Source organism: Falsiruegeria sp. JB4-1 (assembly GCF_055693495.1).
This window is the reverse complement of record NZ_JBVFTZ010000001.1, coordinates 2,758,495-2,775,009: the sequence shown is the minus strand read 5'-3', so window position 1 is coordinate 2,775,009 and position 16,515 is coordinate 2,758,495. Positions and strand designations below refer to the sequence as shown.

At 54.9% G+C, this 16,515-nt stretch carries 19 protein-coding genes and 1 pseudogene; 7 read left to right on the top strand and 13 right to left on the bottom strand.

The window, feature by feature from the left end; genetic code table 11:
- Positions 1-2: 2 nt before the first annotated feature.
- The 3 genes and pseudogenes from ACZ1HE_RS14155 to ACZ1HE_RS14145 all read right to left on the bottom strand — a co-directional run bounded on the left by ACZ1HE_RS14155 (position 3) and on the right by ACZ1HE_RS14145 (position 4,532).
- The gene (locus tag ACZ1HE_RS14155; RefSeq protein WP_472621759.1) at positions 3-2,006 is read right to left on the bottom strand and encodes a capsular polysaccharide biosynthesis protein; all 2,004 of its coding nucleotides are present in this window, start codon (positions 2,004-2,006) and stop codon (positions 3-5) included.
- Positions 2,007-2,010: 4 nt separating this feature from the next.
- Positions 2,011-3,135, bottom strand: a complete 1,125-nt coding sequence (locus ACZ1HE_RS14150) for a polysaccharide biosynthesis/export family protein (RefSeq protein WP_472624485.1) — start codon at positions 3,133-3,135, stop codon at positions 2,011-2,013.
- Between the two features lie 103 nt (positions 3,136-3,238).
- Positions 3,239-4,532 (bottom strand): annotated as a pseudogene (locus ACZ1HE_RS14145) (capsule biosynthesis protein).
- Between the two features lie 160 nt (positions 4,533-4,692).
- Between ACZ1HE_RS14145 and ACZ1HE_RS14140 the strand changes: the two are divergent.
- Entirely contained in the window at positions 4,693-5,280 is a 588-nt protein-coding gene (locus tag ACZ1HE_RS14140; protein WP_472621757.1) for a riboflavin synthase, read from the top strand.
- A 270-nt stretch (positions 5,281-5,550) separates the two neighbouring features.
- Here ACZ1HE_RS14140 and ACZ1HE_RS14135 read toward each other — a convergent pair whose 3' ends face one another.
- The 3 genes from ACZ1HE_RS14135 to ACZ1HE_RS14125 form a co-directional block, all read right to left on the bottom strand.
- A complete protein-coding gene (locus ACZ1HE_RS14135) occupies positions 5,551-6,606 on the bottom strand; it encodes a proline racemase family protein (RefSeq protein WP_472621755.1) in 1,056 nt (351 codons plus the stop codon).
- Between the two features lie 106 nt (positions 6,607-6,712).
- A complete protein-coding gene (locus tag ACZ1HE_RS14130; RefSeq protein ID WP_472621753.1) occupies positions 6,713-7,291 on the bottom strand; it encodes a phosphatase PAP2 family protein in 579 nt (192 codons plus the stop codon).
- The gene (locus ACZ1HE_RS14125) at positions 7,288-7,797 is read right to left on the bottom strand and encodes a hypothetical protein (RefSeq protein ID WP_472621751.1); all 510 of its coding nucleotides are present in this window, start codon (positions 7,795-7,797) and stop codon (positions 7,288-7,290) included. The genes ACZ1HE_RS14130 and ACZ1HE_RS14125 overlap by 4 nt, the downstream gene beginning before the upstream one ends.
- 268 nt (positions 7,798-8,065) lie before the next feature.
- Here ACZ1HE_RS14125 and ribB point away from each other — a divergent pair, with 268 nt between their 5' ends.
- From ribB to nusB, 3 genes are read left to right on the top strand one after another with little or no spacing between them, the layout of a single operon-like run.
- A complete protein-coding gene (ribB, locus tag ACZ1HE_RS14120) occupies positions 8,066-9,199 on the top strand; it encodes a 3,4-dihydroxy-2-butanone-4-phosphate synthase (protein ID WP_472621749.1) in 1,134 nt (377 codons plus the stop codon).
- Between the two features lie 6 nt (positions 9,200-9,205).
- Complete coding sequence (locus ACZ1HE_RS14115; protein ID WP_472621747.1) at positions 9,206-9,757, top strand: 6,7-dimethyl-8-ribityllumazine synthase; 552 nt, start codon at positions 9,206-9,208, stop codon at positions 9,755-9,757.
- A complete protein-coding gene (gene nusB, locus ACZ1HE_RS14110; RefSeq protein ID WP_472621745.1) occupies positions 9,754-10,236 on the top strand; it encodes a transcription antitermination factor NusB in 483 nt (160 codons plus the stop codon). The genes ACZ1HE_RS14115 and nusB overlap by 4 nt, the downstream gene beginning before the upstream one ends.
- A gap of 159 nt (positions 10,237-10,395) precedes the next feature.
- Here the strand turns inward: nusB and ACZ1HE_RS14105 are convergent, their stop codons facing one another.
- The gene (locus ACZ1HE_RS14105) at positions 10,396-11,172 is read right to left on the bottom strand and encodes a helix-turn-helix transcriptional regulator (RefSeq protein WP_472621743.1); all 777 of its coding nucleotides are present in this window, start codon (positions 11,170-11,172) and stop codon (positions 10,396-10,398) included.
- 103 nt (positions 11,173-11,275) lie between these two features.
- Between ACZ1HE_RS14105 and ACZ1HE_RS14100 the strand changes: the two genes are divergently transcribed.
- Positions 11,276-11,581, top strand: coding sequence for a hypothetical protein (locus ACZ1HE_RS14100; RefSeq protein ID WP_472621741.1), 306 nt, complete (start codon positions 11,276-11,278; stop codon positions 11,579-11,581).
- A gap of 221 nt (positions 11,582-11,802) precedes the next feature.
- On the opposite strand, the gene ACZ1HE_RS14095 is transcribed toward ACZ1HE_RS14100, so the two are convergent.
- Together ACZ1HE_RS14095 and ACZ1HE_RS14090 are read right to left on the bottom strand one after the other, a co-directional pair.
- Positions 11,803-12,228, bottom strand: coding sequence for an SRPBCC family protein (locus tag ACZ1HE_RS14095; RefSeq protein ID WP_472621739.1), 426 nt, complete (start codon positions 12,226-12,228; stop codon positions 11,803-11,805).
- Positions 12,221-12,544 carry an ArsR/SmtB family transcription factor gene (locus tag ACZ1HE_RS14090; protein ID WP_472621737.1) on the bottom strand — a complete coding sequence of 108 codons (324 nt, stop codon included), beginning with the start codon at positions 12,542-12,544 and terminating at the stop codon, positions 12,221-12,223. The genes ACZ1HE_RS14095 and ACZ1HE_RS14090 overlap by 8 nt, the downstream gene beginning before the upstream one ends.
- Before the next feature lie 118 nt (positions 12,545-12,662).
- Here ACZ1HE_RS14090 and ACZ1HE_RS14085 point away from each other — a divergent pair, with 118 nt between their 5' ends.
- On the top strand, positions 12,663-13,112 hold the full coding sequence (locus tag ACZ1HE_RS14085; protein ID WP_472621735.1) for an MmcB family DNA repair protein: 450 nt from the start codon (positions 12,663-12,665) through the stop codon (positions 13,110-13,112).
- On the opposite strand, the gene ACZ1HE_RS14080 is transcribed toward ACZ1HE_RS14085, so the two are convergent.
- From ACZ1HE_RS14080 to ACZ1HE_RS14065, 4 genes are all read right to left on the bottom strand, one after another.
- The gene (locus tag ACZ1HE_RS14080; protein WP_461405758.1) at positions 13,104-13,292 is read right to left on the bottom strand and encodes a DUF6324 family protein; all 189 of its coding nucleotides are present in this window, start codon (positions 13,290-13,292) and stop codon (positions 13,104-13,106) included. The genes ACZ1HE_RS14085 and ACZ1HE_RS14080 overlap by 9 nt on opposite strands.
- Positions 13,293-13,413: 121 nt before the next feature.
- Positions 13,414-14,133 (bottom strand): YrbL family protein, encoded by a 720-nt coding sequence (locus ACZ1HE_RS14075; RefSeq protein WP_472621733.1) that lies wholly within the window; start codon positions 14,131-14,133, stop codon positions 13,414-13,416.
- 197 nt (positions 14,134-14,330) lie between these two features.
- Positions 14,331-14,984, bottom strand: coding sequence for a sulfotransferase family 2 domain-containing protein (locus ACZ1HE_RS14070; RefSeq protein ID WP_472621731.1), 654 nt, complete (start codon positions 14,982-14,984; stop codon positions 14,331-14,333).
- A gap of 105 nt (positions 14,985-15,089) precedes the next feature.
- On the bottom strand, positions 15,090-15,740 hold the full coding sequence (locus ACZ1HE_RS14065) for an outer membrane protein (RefSeq protein WP_472621729.1): 651 nt from the start codon (positions 15,738-15,740) through the stop codon (positions 15,090-15,092).
- A gap of 243 nt (positions 15,741-15,983) precedes the next feature.
- On the opposite strand from ACZ1HE_RS14065, the gene ACZ1HE_RS14060 reads away from it, so the two are divergent.
- Positions 15,984-16,502 carry a GNAT family N-acetyltransferase gene (locus tag ACZ1HE_RS14060; protein ID WP_472621727.1) on the top strand — a complete coding sequence of 173 codons (519 nt, stop codon included), beginning with the start codon at positions 15,984-15,986 and terminating at the stop codon, positions 16,500-16,502.
- Positions 16,503-16,515 lie beyond the last annotated feature (13 nt).

Here is a 16,515-nt window from a genome sequence, read left to right as displayed (position 1 = left end):
TCCTACCGCCAGACATGCGCATAGGTGGCAAAGACGCCCTGCAATTTCGAGAGCAAGCGATTGGCCAGTCCGGGATGCGGAACAGTTCCTGACGTGAGCCGGTCGACAATCACCTCGACAGGGCAAGGTTGATTGGTGACGGGGTCATAATAGCGCGGGTAGTCGATCAACGCTGCGTGCACCAGCCCTTGCAGGGATGGTTGGGCTGCGCGACGGGCAGGAACAGGGCCTAGATCGCGGGTCAGCCCCCATCCCGCGTAAAACGGTGCACCCAATGCGGTAACTTTTACGCCTCGTAACAGCGCCTCGAATCCCAATAGCGACGTCATCGTCCAAACTTCGTCTACATGTTCCAGCAAGGCGGTTGGGTCAGCATCTACGGCGACCACATTTGCATACTCCATGGGATCGATCTGACCGGTTCGCAATCCTGCTTCGACATCGGGATGAGGCTTATAGATGATCACGGCATCCGGGTTCGCTTTGCGCGTTTGCTGCAGTAGAGCAAGGTTGGTTTTCACAGCGCCCGCACCGGTGCGGATCGAGGCGTCATCTTCAACCTGGCCGGGCACCAGAATGCGATGTCCTTTTGGAAGGGCAGGGATAGCACCACCAAGGTTGTACTTGCTCAACCCTTTGCCGTTCAGTTCGTTGATCAACCGATCCACGCGAATTGTCTGATCCAGCCGTAGATTGCCACGAGATGCAATCAGTGCCTCCAGCCGAGAAGGTCGGGTCGGGTCATAGTAAATTCCAAGATCATCGGTTACCAGCGACAGGGCGGGAACCAGTTCAGCACCCAATCCACGAGAGCGTAGAAACCCGTCTTCTATTCTAACGGCACTCTCGTGAGTTTTGGTCGCTGTTCCGGCCCAGACCATGTGGCGCCGTTCCGACAGGTCGTCAGGTGCATCGTCAAAGCGCATTTGCTTCTGCTGACCAAAGAACTTCTGCAAAGGTTTGCGTTTCCAAAGTCGCATCCCGCTCGCAACCCAACCCTGACTGTCCTGCCGCCACGCACGGGTTTTGGATTCTAGTGTGGCAAGTACATCTTCGAGGTCGCACAGCCGGTCCTGGTAAGGGTCATACCATGTAGGTGCCAGGATCATCGCTGCTGTAAACAGTTGCGCACGCGTTAGTTTTCGAGTGCGCCGTGGTACTGGGAACTCGTCCGCCGTCAGGCCCCAACCCGCATAGAACGGTTGCCCAAAAACGCGGGGTTTGTGCCCGGCCAGGATTGCTTCGAACCCCAGTTGCGAGGACAGGGTATAGACGCCGACCGCGCCTTCGAGCAGGGTCCACGGACTAACCGGATCACTAAGCAGGCTGACGCGGTTTGTGGCATCGGCGGAAGAGTAGTAGCCGGGGCGATGTCCGGCGGTTGTTTCGGGGTGGGCCTTGATTATCACACGGGCGCCGGGGTGTTCTTCTTGCGCAAACACCAGCATCTCGCGGAAAAGAGCGTCAGAGCCGTTACTGGCCCGAACCGAGGCATCATCGCGTGTCTGGTCAACCACCAGAACGTACCCCGGATCCGGGACTGCTGCGTCAGGATGAAACGCCGAATACTTGCTTAAATGGCTTTCCTTTAGCCGTTCGATCGCATCCCGTGCGCGGTTCAGAAGGGCCGTGTCGTCCAACGGATGCGTTGTCAGGATCTGCTCCAGGTCCGATGGGGTGGTCGGGTCGAAATGCAGCCCTGAGCGGTCTAGCATCAGACCAAGGGGCGGTTCGCCGCTTCTACCGGGGAAGAGCGAGCGTAGGAATGCATCCTCGACCCGCAGAATAGGCGCATCCCGTTTTTCAGAAACTGTGCGTCCCCTGTGTGCCGTCGGGCTGTCGCCCCACAACCCAACAAGATCATCCGGTCCAGGAAGTCCAAGGCTGATGTCGTATCCTGCAAGCGTCAAGATACGCCGCAGCCGTTTTTGCGTCAGAAAACCCCCGTTGTAAACAAACAGCCGAGAGCGAGGGCTCTCGGCTGTTTCAGGGTGATCTGGGATCATAAGGTTAGCCGCCGGTGATCGTGGCCACGTTTGCCAGCGGCGTCAAACCACCTGCAATGAGCGAGATCGTTTTGGTCCATTGAGCATAGGGTGCTTCGGTCACATACAACGTGTCCTCGTCACGGATCACGAAATCGCGGGCAATAAACAGTCCATTGGGCTGGGTTAAATTCAGCACGTAAACCATACGTTGCGCCCCTTCGAGATCCTCGCGCCCAAGCACCTGGCCTGCAATTTCAGACGGTTCGTTACGGAACACGAATACGCCCGTTGGATCAGATGTCAGCGAAATCAAACCTCCGACCTGGGCGATTGCCTCCAGCGCGGAAAGGTCTTGTGTTTCAAAGGGAACCCGCGCCTGCGAGTTTGTGGCACCCAAAGCAGTAAACGTGCGGGTGTCTTCTTCGACTAAGATACGGTCACCTCCGCGGAGGGCAATATCGAGTTGCGGGTTGTCGAACAGATCTTGGAACCAGATCTGACCTTTTTGATTGCCTCGAATAACCGTTACCTGAGCGATTTCCGGGGTGATTGTCACGCCACCAGCCTGGGACAGCATCGTGGCCAATGTGCGCGTCGGACGCTCAATGGGATAGACACCCTGTGCCCCAACTGCACCGGCCAGTGATACGGTCGAGCCATCGTCGGCAAGTCGGCGCACCTGAACTTGAGGGTCTGGTGTCTGATCTTCAAGTTTTGTCGTGATCATTTCGCGCAGTTGCTCGGGTGTATTACCCGAGGCACGAATGCGGCCTGCATAGGGAACAAAGATAAAACCGGCGCTGTCGACCTGAACCTCTTCCAGAACAGTCGAGTTCGTCGCTTCGCCAGCCAACAGGCCATCATCGACGTTTTCCCAAACGGTCAGGCCCAGAACGTCTCCGGGGCGGATGGTGTCCGACGTCAGTTGTGAAGCGTTCTGGAAACCGCTGGAGAATCCAAGTGCGGGAACAACTGCTGTCGCGCGGGTCACACGATCGTTGACCGAGACTACAAAGGCGTCACCTTCCTGCTGGACTGACCCGGCATAAATTTCACGTTTGTTCGGGCCCACTTTGGGCAACGAACATGAGGCCACGATTCCAATCGCGGCCAACACGGCAACGGGCTTCGCCCAACGGACGGACATGGATTTCACTGCTCGGTCTCCTCGACCTATTTTATTCTGCCTCAGGTTTTTTCTCAACCTATCGGAATCCAGCATAAAAATCCAGTGCCAGGTCTCGCGCCGATCAGTTCACCAGGCGCAACTGTTGCCTTGGTGCCGCTGTCCCTGATTTGAGCGCATCATAGGGGTCATCGTCTGACAGCATCATGTCGACAACCTGACGCAGCAACTGGCGACGTCCTTTCAGAGAATAATACCCGCCCGGAACCTGGCTGGATTCAAGAAGGTAACGCCGATAGTCTTTGTAGGCCCGATTATCCGGGCGACTGGCAGCGGCAAAGAACTCGTGCAATGGCTGATCCGAGACGAATTCAGGCTTGGCATAGACCGCGCGGCCAAAAACCTTGAGCGGAATTCCGCGCCAGAGCACTTGCTGGCTACAGCGGTTGAATTCACTGTTACGGCTGTGCGTGCGTCATTCAGCAGGCGGGCCAATTTACCGCCGCGCACATAGTGGACGCGGCCCACCAGCCCGTGTTGTTTGGCCAAACGTCGTACCTCGCGCTTGATTGGAACGCGGCCATCCTCCAGCGGATGGGCTTTTACGACCAAGTGGTGATGCCTTGGCGCACCTGCGGCGAAACCTTCGAACATTTCCGTCAGAAATTCTGTCATGGTGGAAAATGGCGAATGCATCTGGAATGAGCTGTCGTGTTCCAGTTGCAAAAGAGCCAAATGATAGGGAAAGCCGCCATTGCGTACCCGCAGCGTGGCAAGTCCGCGTTCTGCCCAATGAGCAGGCATCAAGAGGAGACGTTTCAGGTAGAGGCGGAATTCTTTGGTTACCGTCAAATCGCGATGAGGTTTGAAATTGCGATAGTCGCCGTTTCGGAACATCACGAACCAGTGATAGAGCGCACCATAGAAGACGTGATGTCGGGTATCCCCCCAATGAGACGGGGGTAGGGGGCTTCCATGTCTGACAACTCCAGCGCCGTCTGCATCTCGGATATCGACATGTCCATCAGGCGCGAGTTTCCATTGGAACCACCGCGTTCGTAGGTCACCCAATAGGGGCGCATGTAGCCTTCTTCAAAGACATGCACCGTCAGTCCGCGTGTCTTTGCAATTTTCACAGCCGCAGAATGGATGGGGCGCGTGTCACCATACAAAACAATGTCGGTTACGCCGCGTGTTTCCAATAGGTGTGTGAAAGTGTCCGGCCATTCTTCCTGCGTGCCCCGAAAAGGAATGTAGCTGTCCGGGTGGAACCAGAAGGCACGGTCGCCTGCGTTGAAACCCACGCGCCAGACTTCACCCCCGGCAGCGCGAAGCATCCGCCCAAGCGCGTTAAAGAAGGGTCCATGGGGACCCTGCAGAAACAGGAACACGCGTTGAGTTTTTTCCGCTTCCGGCATCTGTCGTCCTTTGGGTCGGGAGGGCCTTTACTACTCTGTAGCCCATATTTCGGGCAAAACTATGACTTTTGCGTTGCGTCAGGGCAAGGAGCGAGGGCTTGTCGGAGACGAAACAGACCGTTACGTCAGGTTCTGAATTAGGCATGCAGGGGCAAATGAAATGTTTACCGGGATCATCACAGACGTTGGAACCGTGACCGAACTGGAACAGCAAGGCGATTTGCGAGCCCGCATTCGCACGAGCTTTGACACAAATGGCATCGACATTGGCGCCTCGATTGCAAGCGACGGTGTTTGCCTGACCGTCATTGCGCTTGGTGATGACTGGTATGACGTGCAGGTGAGCGCCGAGACGGTGGACAAGACCAACCTGGATGTCTGGGCCGTAGGACGTCGAGTGAACCTGGAGCGTGCCCTAAAGGTAGGGGACGAGTTGGGTGGCCACATCGTGTCCGGTCATGTGGACGGTGTGGCGGAGGTGGTGGCGATGGTGGACGAGGGCGACAGCACCCGCGTGACCCTGCGCGCACCAGAGACCCTGGCGCGGTTTATTGCTCCCAAAGGGTCTGTTGCCTTGAACGGAACGTCTCTGACGGTGAATGAAGTAGATGGTTGTGATTTTGGTATCAACTTCATCCCTCACACCAAAGAGGTGACGACCTGGGGTGACGTGTCCGTCGGAGATCGCATCAATCTCGAGATCGATACGCTGGCGCGCTACGTGGCGCGGTTGAACGAGATGTCGTAATAAATTGACGCCAGAAGGTGGCAGGAGGGCTCCCGCCCGTCGTCAATTTTTCTGACGAAAAATTCCTCCCGTTGGGCCGGGCCGCCGCGCTGCGCGCTGCGGCGGGCGGTGGGGTCAGGCCGACCTGAGCTTGGATCGAAGTCGCGAATTAGCCGAAGCAATCGCGGCAGCTGAAACCGCCTAGCGGAGCGAGGCCCGGTCCAAGGCCGATAGTGGAACTGACGCAGTCGGGTCTGCTTGGGCGCGGGAGCATCCCCGGACGGGCTCGTCTCAGCCCCAGATATCACCGATTGTATAGCCGTTTTGAAAGGGATCAGACGGATCGCGGACCCAGTTGGCCGTGCCATAAATCCAACCTTGTCCCGACAATGTCGGGACAATTGCCGAGTAGCTCCCGACGGTTGTGGTATCCACAATCCGGCCTGTGAAAGTTGTCCCCATCGGGCCTGCATTAACATAGGCTTGTCCCACATCCAGCAGCCCTTTGGCGTGCAGCACTGCCATTTTCGCACATGTGCCCGTGCCACAGGGTGAACGATCCAGGATGCCGGTCAATGCTTCTGGCTTGTCAGGGTTGAAATTGCCAGTCGAGACGGTGATCGCCCCCAACCCGTCTGTTGCTGGATCAACCGGATCTGCATAGAGATTGGTGATTGTCGGCCCGGTGATCGCAGAATTTTCCGGGTGGACCACTGGAAGTTGTTCCGCACAAGCGGTTCGCACCGCCTCGGACAGCTTCACAATGCGGGCACCGTTTTCGGGTTTTAGTTCCAGGTCGAACTGACCAGCTTGGGCTAAGACAAAGAACATCCCACCCCATGCCACATCGACCACGACTTGGCCCAAACCGGGAACTTCGATTGTTGTGTCCAGATGCACGGCAAAGGCGGGGACATTGCGGAATTCGACCCGTGTCACCTTGCCGTCCTGACAAGTTGCTTTGACCTGCAGTAGACCCGCAGGGGATTCCAACGTCAGCTCGGTCACAGGCTCGACCATCGGCAGAATGCCGGTTTCCAGCAATACCGTAACGACGCAGATCGTGTTCGATCCGGACATGGGCGGATATTCGGTCTGCTCCATGATAATGAAACCGGCATCGGCGCGCGGGTCACAAGGTGGTACCAAAACGTTGCAGCAAAGCGCCGGGTGCCCACGCGGTTCGCGCAGCATCATCAGGCGAATGTCGTCTGCCTGCTCCTGCATCCACTGCATTTTCTCAAATACGGTGTTACCAGGGATATGCGGGATGCCGCCCGTGATAACCCGCCCTGGTTCACCTTCGGCATGGGCTTCGACGGCAGTGACAAGACGAGAAAGGCGCATCTGTTTCCCCTTTGGACAACGAAGGCTAGCCGGGGAGTTGCACCTGCGTCCAGAGTGAATGCCGCAGTTTTGGCTGCCGAACGCAAAACCTTATCGGGAACTGATGCTAGGGAGTCCGATCAAAAATCTCTACGTCATCGTCTGCGGGTGAAAACCGCTGCGTAAGCTTCTTTGCCACCTGCCACATCAGCAGGGCGAGGCCGATGGCAAAATACCCGTCGACAGCGTAGTGCCAGCCCAGATGCACGGAACTGACCAGGATCACAAGCAAATAGGCCGCCATGATCCACCCAAGCCAGCGGGCATAGCTGAACGCGAACAGCATCATCACCATCGTTGTCCCAACATGCATGCTGGGCATGGCTGAAATCCCGCGCACGCCTTCGGCATGGTGGTAATTTTGAAGCAACAGGTGCTGCCATTCCAACGCTGAAATCGGCACGATTTGGTCAAGCTCATGTAGCCGTTGCATTTGCTCGGCAAACTCGGTTCCAAATCCAAAAGCCTCGTAATAGACGGGGCCGACGGAAGACAGCAAGGTCGCGAGTACGTTGCCGCCAATGATCCAGGTCAGCGCAAAGGCGACAAGATACACCATCCCACGCTCGGGCGTTCTACGGTCAAAGGCGGCGACAAAGACGCAGGCGTAGATCAAAAAGAACCACAGGCTGTAGGCAAGGCTCATGACCATCGTTGCGTAGGGCGTTCCAAAGACCGGCCAAAGCAAGCGCCAGGGTCTGTTCCACCGTGAATGACCCGATCCAATTGGGCAAATTGGATGTCCCAAGAGAATGGGTTGATAACCGGGATCATGTCTTTGAGGAAACTGAAGGACGTCGCCATGACAGCCACCGCCAGAAAACAAACCAGACTGTCGGTCATTTTGTCGGCAGACAGAACAAAAGACCGTAAGTCAGATACGAGCCATTGGATCGGCTTTTTCGGCCTTGCGTAGAAGATGGCGTAAGCAAACCGCCAAATAAGAATGTTGGCAGCAACCAGCACAACCAATTTGATCAATACATTTACCAGGATTGTCGTCGTTTCAGACCAAAACGACACCCCGGCATAGGTGCTGACGGCAAGCGCACCCAGCAGATGCAGGGTGACGATGGTCAGGATTAGCCGGTTTCGCCAGATTGCCAATTCAAGTACCGACCGCCGCGAAGAGACTTCGACCTGCATGCTCATGGATACACCTGTGCCCTTTGGAATTTCTGCCCTTTCGCAGCACACTGCGGGCTGAGTTTGGCTAGGCTTTGACCCAAATCTGGCTTTTTCGGGGAAGCCGTAGAACAGAGAGTTCAGGTATACTCCGGTTCCTGGCTGTAATATTTGTTTGTAGGCTAACGTTGTGACGATGCGTTGTATCAGGGCCGTCATGATCGCTATCGACTCGCAATTTCCTTTTTGTTGCGGTATCTGGCCAGTCAAACAGTTCTCCTCGAAAGGCCGTGAAATGAGCTTTGAAACACCCGGACCCGTCGAAACCACCTGGAGCGACGCTATCTCGCCGATTGACGAGATCATCAACGAAGCCCGCAACGGCCGGATGTTTATTCTGATTGACCATGAAGACCGTGAAAACGAGGGCGATCTTGTCATTCCCGCGCAGATGGCGACGCCCGAAGCCGTCAATTTCATGGCCACTCATGGGCGTGGGCTGATCTGCCTGACCCTGACCGAAGAGCGCATTGACGCGCTTGGGCTGGAACTGATGTCGACCAACAATTCGTCACGTCATGAAACCGCCTTTACCATTTCGATCGAAGCTCGCGAAGGCGTGAGCACTGGTATCTCGGCACATGATCGCGCCCGCACCGTGGCTGTGGCCATCGACGCGGGCAAAACGGGTGCCGATATTGCGACGCCGGGTCACGTCTTCCCTCTGCGGGCTCGTGATGGTGGTGTTTTGGTGCGTGCAGGGCATACCGAGGCAGCCGTGGACGTCAGCCGCTTGGCAGGTCTGAACCCCTCGGGCGTGATATGTGAAATCATGAACGAAGATGGGACCATGTCGCGCTTGCCCGAGTTGGTGGCTTTTGCGCAGAAACACGGGTTGAAGATCGGCACCATTAGCGACCTGATCGCTTACCGCCGCCGCAACGACAATTTGGTTCGCGTCATCGACGAAGAGGTCGTGAACAGCGAATTTGGCGGCGACTGGACCATGCGTATTTACCGGGACGAAACCCACGGGGACGAACATATCGCCATGATCAAGGGCGATATTTCAGGCGAGAAACCTGTTCTGGTGCGAATGCATGTGCTGAACGCCATGCGCGATGTGCTGGCCATTGGTGGTGCTAAGCGCGCCAGTAAACTGGGATCAGCCATGAACCGCATTGCCGAAGAGGGTCGTGGTGTCGTTGTGTTGCTCCGAGATGTTGACCATGCTGTCAAAACCGAAGGCGGCGTCGGGCAAGAAGTATCGACAAAGGTATTGCGGCAGTATGGTTTGGGCGCGCAAATCTTGTCGTCTCTGGGGTTGAGCAACCTGGAACTGATGACCAATTCACCCGCGCCCAATGTTGTGGGACTGGATGCATATGGACTGGAAATCACCGGCACAAGCCGGTTGGACAAGGAATAATCGCCGATGGCTGGTCACGAGCAGCACTATGTCATGCCCCGCGCTGAATTTGACAAACCTGTCAAGATTCTGATCGTCGTTTCGCCTTATTACAAGGACATAGCCGATAATATGGTCGCCGGCGCCGTGGCCGAGATTGAGGCCGCTGGCGGCACGCATGAGGTCGTTCAGGTGCCCGGAGCATTGGAGATCCCCACTGCCATTGGTATCGCCGATCGTCAGAGCAACTTTGACGGATACGTCGCTCTTGGTTGCGTCATCCGCGGAGAGACTACGCATTACGATACCGTGTGTAATGACTCGAGTCGTGCGATTCAGCTGTTGGGGCTACAGGGGCTGTGCATCGGCAACGGCATCCTGACTGTTGAGAATCGCCCGCAAGCCGAAGTGCGCGCTGATCCGGCGGACCAGAACAAAGGGGGCGGGGCAGCCGCTGCGGCCTTGCATCTTATCGCGCTGCGCCGTAAGTGGGGCGCCTCGAAAGAGGGCGTCGGGTTCAAGCCGCCCTCTGAGTCCATCCTTATGGCTGGCGATAGCAACGGATCCACGACCGCATGACAAACGCAGGCGCGCCCCTTTCGGGCAACCAGAAACGCAAGATGAAGTCCGCCGCCCGGCTCTATGCAGTGCAGGCGCTCTATCAGATGGAGCAGACCGGACAAACCACCGAGCAGATCGTGGTCGAATTTCTGGATCACCGTTTTGGGGCCGTCTACGAAGATGTCGAGATGCAAGAAGGCGACAGCGCACTTTTTCGCAAGCTGGTACATGATGCGGTGAACAATCAGGCCCTGATTGACCAGATGACCGACCGCGCGCTGGTGGCGAAATGGCCGATCGCCCGCATTGACCCGACCCTGCGAGGGTTGTTCCGGGCCGCTGGTTCCGAACTGACCCAAGGTGACACGCCACCCAAAGTGGTAATTGTCGAGTTTGTCGATATTGCGCAGGCCTTTTTCCCCGAAGGGCGTGAGGCGAATTTCGTCAACGCCGTGCTGGACCATATGGCGCGCGAAGCCAAGCCGGAAGCGTTCTGATTTTCTGCTGAAAATCCAAGAAATTGACGCAGGTGCCTGGGAATCGCGGCACCTGCATCAGAACCGTTGACTAAAATGAAGCACTACAAGGACCCACCACTCACTCACGGGATTCTCAAGTGCATAACAACAGTATCTCTGTAGGATCAGGAGAAAAACCTATCGTTTCCGATAGTGTTCCGGTGCAATGAGACCCATTTGCACGGCGCGGACCAACGCAGCCTCTCGCGTTGGCGCTCCCAGCTTGTCGCGTGCGGATTTGATATGCGTGCGGACCGTGATTTCCTTGATCCCCAACAGGTCGCTGATCTGGTCGTTTCGCAAACCTTCACTAAGCAGAGCCATCACCTGCTGCTCGCGTTTGCTTAGCGGACGTGTGCTCGCCAGAATCGGGCCAAGATCTACCACACTGCCCTCATCTTCCTTAGTCTCGGGGCCAAGGTTGGTGGCAATTACCGTTGCAAGAATGCGCATCTCGCGCGCCTGATCGGTCATGATCTGTTCGGCATCAGGTCGATCCGAGCTGAGCACAACGATCTTGGCTTCATCTCCAGGGCAGGGGACCACCAGGCTAAACAGATGCACATATCCTGACGCTCTGAGACCGTTGTAAAGTCCTATGGACTTCTCGCTGTTGGCTGTAACTGCCCGTTCTTCGGTTTTGACGTAGATCGAGTCGATGCCGTTTGCAACTTGGGCCAGAAGTGGGTCTTCGTCGGCGTAATTTCCCAACGAGTACTCTTCTAGCCATTCCGCTGTCATGGAACTGCGCGACCACTTCAGGACGCCAGTAGTAGGTGAGAAACAGCCCATGTTCATCGCATTGAAGCCCATATTTTGCAGGCTTGAAACGACGAAATCCCAACGCTCCTGATCGGAAAATAGCTGCGACAACTCGTCCAGCAACTCAAGAGCAAATTCGCTGATGGGCTTCATTCGGTCTCCGGTCTGTTGGGCTGCGGTATTGAGTGCACAACTGGCCGCAGTGTCTATCGATCAAATCTGCGCTAAAATACGAAAAGATAAAAGGAAAATACTCATGCCCAAGCTGATCCGCCTCTATATTACGAATGTGTGTACTGGTTTTGGTCTGTCTGCCATCTTTGTGGGCGCATTGTTGTGGTTCAACATTTCCAACCTTTGGGATTTGATCAGCGGATCGAATGTCGCGGTCTTGGCGATTTTCATGCTGTGGTTCATGAATGGGATCGTCTTTGCGGGTGTACAGTTTGCCCTGGCCGTAATGAACTTGGCCGACAAGGACGACAACCGCCGTGGGGGTACCCCGATCGCGGCTGATTTCACCCCTGTAAAGGTTGTCGCACGGGCCAATTCGCGCGGCTAAGTCATTGATATTTTGGGGGATGTGGCGGGACCACCAGTCAACCGTGGTGCTTTGATTCCCGAGGACCTGTATATACAGGTGGGCGCCAGGTAACCGGACCACGGTCCGGACAGAGCCAGCTCCCTCGGAATTGCTTAAGGCCACCGGAATGCTGCATATCACGAGTAGGGCAGAACCCGCCACAGCCCTAACTAGGCGGCTTGGCAGGTTCTTACAAGGGTTCAGGCGTCAACAAGTTCGTGGATCGCGCCACGCATCCGGGCAATGTGATCGTCCCAGCCTTTGTCGAGCGCAAGGATAAGACCAAACGCTTCGGCGCCTTGCGGCAAACCCTCGTGCTCCAACGACAGCTGCGTGCCGTCGGCGACTTGCGTCAATGTCCATTTCACGGTGCTTACCGCGTCGCCCATGGGTTTGACGGTAAAAGAATATTCCAAGTACTCAGGCGCGCGGGCCGCCGTGACCTTACCCCAAATCAACAGGTCGCCGCTTTCGGTCCCAAACATTTCAAGCCTTGACCCCTGTTCCAGGGCGCGCTCGGGGCGGTGAAACCATTCCGCCAGGTGGTCGGGTTGTGTCAGATAGGCCCAGACGGTTTCCCGCTCGGCACGCAGATAAATGGTCTTTCTCAGGACGGCGTCAGTCATCTCTTTCTCCTTCAATGGCAGTTTTCAAATCAGTCAGGCGGGCATCCCAGAACCGATCAAAGTAACTGAGCCAGTCAAACACGGGCGCCAACCCCGCAGGGTTCAGCCGGTTGAGGCGCTCTCGGCCTCGAACCTCGACCGTGATCAGCCCGCCATCTGACAGCATGGTCAGGTGCTTTTTGACAGCAGCACGGGTCATGTCGAATTGGCCTGAAACTTGAGCGATGGTCATGTCCTGATCACTGAGCAGGCGCATGATCTCGCGGCGGGTTGGATCGGCCAGGGCGCGAAAGGCAAGGTGCGGGTTTTGGGTCATCTCATGTCACCATAAAAGGGATACCAATGGGTATCATTATTGTGATACTATTTGGTATTACGTCAAGCCTTGTAAATCAGGCTTGAATTTTGTTCACGTATTGTTCACTATTTCGGGCATGGATTTGGACATGCAACCCGGACAGAAACTAGCGCGCGGTGTCGCCCGGCACCTGCGCAGTCACAACTTTGTTTCTGTTGAAGAATTTGTACCAACCCGTGGTCTGCGGGTGGACGTTCTGGGCCTTGGCCCAAAGGGCGAACTCTGGGTGATCGAATGTAAATCCAGTCGTGTCGATTTTCAGTCTGATCACAAGTGGCAGGGCTATCTGGAATGGTGCGACCGCTACTTTTGGGCGGTTGATCTCGACTTTCCAACCGAGCTTTTGCCGCCCGAGTCGGGACTGATCATCGCTGATTCCTATGGGGCCGAAATCATTCGCATGCCAGACGAGCAAAAACTTGCACCTGCGCGGCGCAAGGTGATGGTACAGAAATTCGCGACCCACGCGGCCCGCAGATTGCATGCCCTGCGCGATCCCGGACTTCCACCCGAGATGTTACCCTGAGACAGTGCGGGCGGCCTGAGCGGCGGCACGGATCTCTTCGGCGATCTCTTCGGCCTCTTCGGGGTCGAAATCCATCGGCACCTCGATACCCTGCGATTCGATGAAAATGCGCACCATTCCCGCGTCGGTGGGGCCGATCTGCATGTTGGCTTCGATGTCGCGTTCGGTGTTGATACCCATAACTGATCTCCGTTGATAACGGTTTTTGCTATCGTGCAGCCGTTACAAGATCAAGCGCACTAGAAAGAAATTGACCGCCGCTGCCCGAAGCGGGACGCGATTCAGATTGCGTGTTTATGGTTTAGGGTTGCTTGACCCAAAGATTGTCAGTGATCCGCGACATCTTTTTTTCGAAACGATCATGGCCTAACCACCGTAGGGCGTGATGTCGTACCTGCGTAAGCAAGTTCGTTTTTGGGGGAGGTGGGTGAGTGGCGCCTTGCATGAGGCGTCTGCGTCGCTTTAGTGAGGCCTTGAATGCATGACGGCTGATAATGTTGAGGGGGATCAAAAGCCGCTCGCCAACACCGTCAACGATAACAAGTTTGTTGTCCCGTTCCTTCGCGCGAACAATATTGTCAGGGCTTAAATCGCCGACAATAATTCGGCCTCTCTCCAGATCATCCACGAGTTCGATGATTTCTTGTTTGATGATGTTTCGTCTTGGGTCGTCTGGTGACAAAGCTGCGATTTCTTCGCTGAGGTTGTGAGCCAGCTGACCGTCAGGTCCAGAGAATTTCTCTGCTATAAGTGCAGGCCCTTCGGTCGTCTGCGCAAATCCAAAGAATCCGGCAAGCCGTTCTATTTCTGGACAACCACGGTTGAGCGCGGACAGGTATTCGTTTGCTTCGCGATGCCATTGCCTCAGGTTCCCGAACCTGTATTGCGAAGGGCGTGCGATCAGCCGCTTCTTGGGGCAATCAATCCTTACTTTAAGCAGCATTCCCTCAAAATGAGGATGGTCATAGATCCTATGATTCTGACTTTCTCGAAGCACTTTATGCCCTGTGAGATCAATCATAAGACGTGGCCGTCCTTTTCAACGGGATCTCTGTTTCATTGGACATGGACAAATTTTCTCCTCCGTGTCTCACAACTAGATCAAACTCCCCAAAAGCAAATTGTTCAAATGATGAACGGAATTGCCTAATGCGTTGCTGTGGGGTGTATTTTTTTCATCCACCTGAAATTCGATCTGTCTGCTTGGCCTCTCAAAATTCACGAATTGAGCTTTCGAACTGCCAGGTTCTTCTTACGAATTGTACCAGCGTCGAACTCATAGCCAAATTGTTCAATATCGCGGGTGTAGACGTCGGCGATCAACGAACGTGAAACGTCATCGTAGTAAGTGCGATAGTCATCTCGCTTGGTTTTTTTCCGATGACGGACCACGAGTCTTCGAATTCCAATTCGCTTCAAAGCCGTATCGAGGTCATTGTCAAAGTTCTCGAAACGCCCAAGGAAATCGAGTGGACAGTCGCCTTTAGCGTCCAAAAGATATGGCCACTGTTCTCGAAAGTACCTGATTTGGAGGTATTTGGATGGTTCTTCCGCAAATGCTGAAACAAATTCCGAAAACGACCGGTGGGAGGTCACGATGTCCATGTCCGAGCGACGTTGACAAACGTAATGATAAGCGGAAACAAATCGGTCCCATGGGTTTCTCACGAAACTAAACTTGAAGTAGTCGTCAGCTTGTGGTCCGAGCATGTCCATCAGTTCAACGATGGTTTCGCCGCCCACTTCTCTTTCGTCGGCTTCATTGACTTTTCGACCAAAGAACCAGTTTCTTTTTAACAAGGTGGTCACGGTGGTGCCACCATTCTTGGGAATGTGAAGAAAAATCGCCTTATGGGAGTGATAGATTGCCAAAGCAGTCCTCTCGCTAATGATTACCTATTGTGACACTCACAGATTGGATGCTGCATGGTCGTGAACATGTCTTGCTGCGGCTCAGGTTGCCTGTGAGATAGACCATCAAAACTTGTAAACGAGTCTGAGCGATACGTTGCTCACATCAAGGTTTGTGTCTTGGGTGGCCTCAGAGAACCGTCCATTTAAGTCTCGGTATATGTACTCCCCACCGATCAACCAATTGTCGTTCAACGCATACTCCAAACCAACACCGACGTTGAAACCGGTCAGATTCGTTTGGTTTTCTCTTGGGGCAAAACCACTTCCTGGGTGAACACGAAACTTGGCCCAGCTGTATCCCAAGGCGCCATAGAGCATCAGGTCGCCCTTGACGTAGCCAACGCGCCCGCGCAGATCGACCAATTCGATTACCTCACGCGCTTCCTGTGCCGCGGGGTTACTGTCTGCCACGCTAACCATATTGATGTAGTGCAGCTCAACGCCGTAGATGAGGTTATAACGCTGAAAGTTGTATCCCGCAAAAGTGCCATAGCCTTGACCTGTTCCCGGATCGAATGGCGCATAACGAGTTCCGCCAGCCAAAAGCGGGTACTCCGTGGTTCCATCGGCGGTAGCAACGCCAATACTGAAACCGGCGTATGCTCCTTCAAACGAGGTTACGCCACCTAAGGTTTCGGCTGAAACACTTTGTGACCAGCCGATCACTGCGGCGACATACGTTACTATCGGTACGAGTTTGCAAAAACGGTTCATTCTAAAACCGTAAGTCTGCAAAGGTTACCTTAGCAACCAGAGTGATGCGTTTATTCTCATTCGTGAATTCTGGTGTGATTTTTTGGTCAAAGACGAAAGTCGAAGTGCGTCGAGTGAGCATGTATAGAAAACGCCTAGTCACTCTATTCAGCCAGTGACAAAAACAGACGTGAAGCGATACGAAAGTTCCCCAGGTCGAGGATATTGCAGTACACTAGTTCGGAATGACGGAGTTTTTGAATTGTGACTGGAACATCTGATAGTTTGGATGATCAAGTTTCTGCCGAAATTGCCTTGCGCAAGTTCCATGAGAGCGACGTGACTTGGCTGGTTGAACAACACGGCACTCTCTACGCCAGTGCCGAAGGTTTTGATGCGAGCTTTGGCGAGTTGGTGGGCCAGATTCTTGCGGGTTTTGTTGCTGATCATGATCCTGCACGTGAACGGGGTTGGATCGCCGAACAGCAGGGCCAAAGACTCGGCAGTATTTTCTGCGTATCTAACGGATCTGAAACGGCAAAGCTGCGGCTGTTTTTGCTGACGCCGCAAGCGCGGGGCAAGGGGCTGGGAAAACGGCTGCTGCAGGCTTGCATGGATTTTGCCCGTGAAGCTGGCTATACTGAAATGGTGCTATGGACCCACGAAAGCCACCGCGCGGCTTGTGCTTTGTACGCCAAGTTCGGGTGGCAATTGGTGGACAGCAAACCGGTTCGATCTTTTGGGGTAGATTTGGTCGAACAAAGCTGGCGGATTGATCTTTAACCTCTTGCAATCC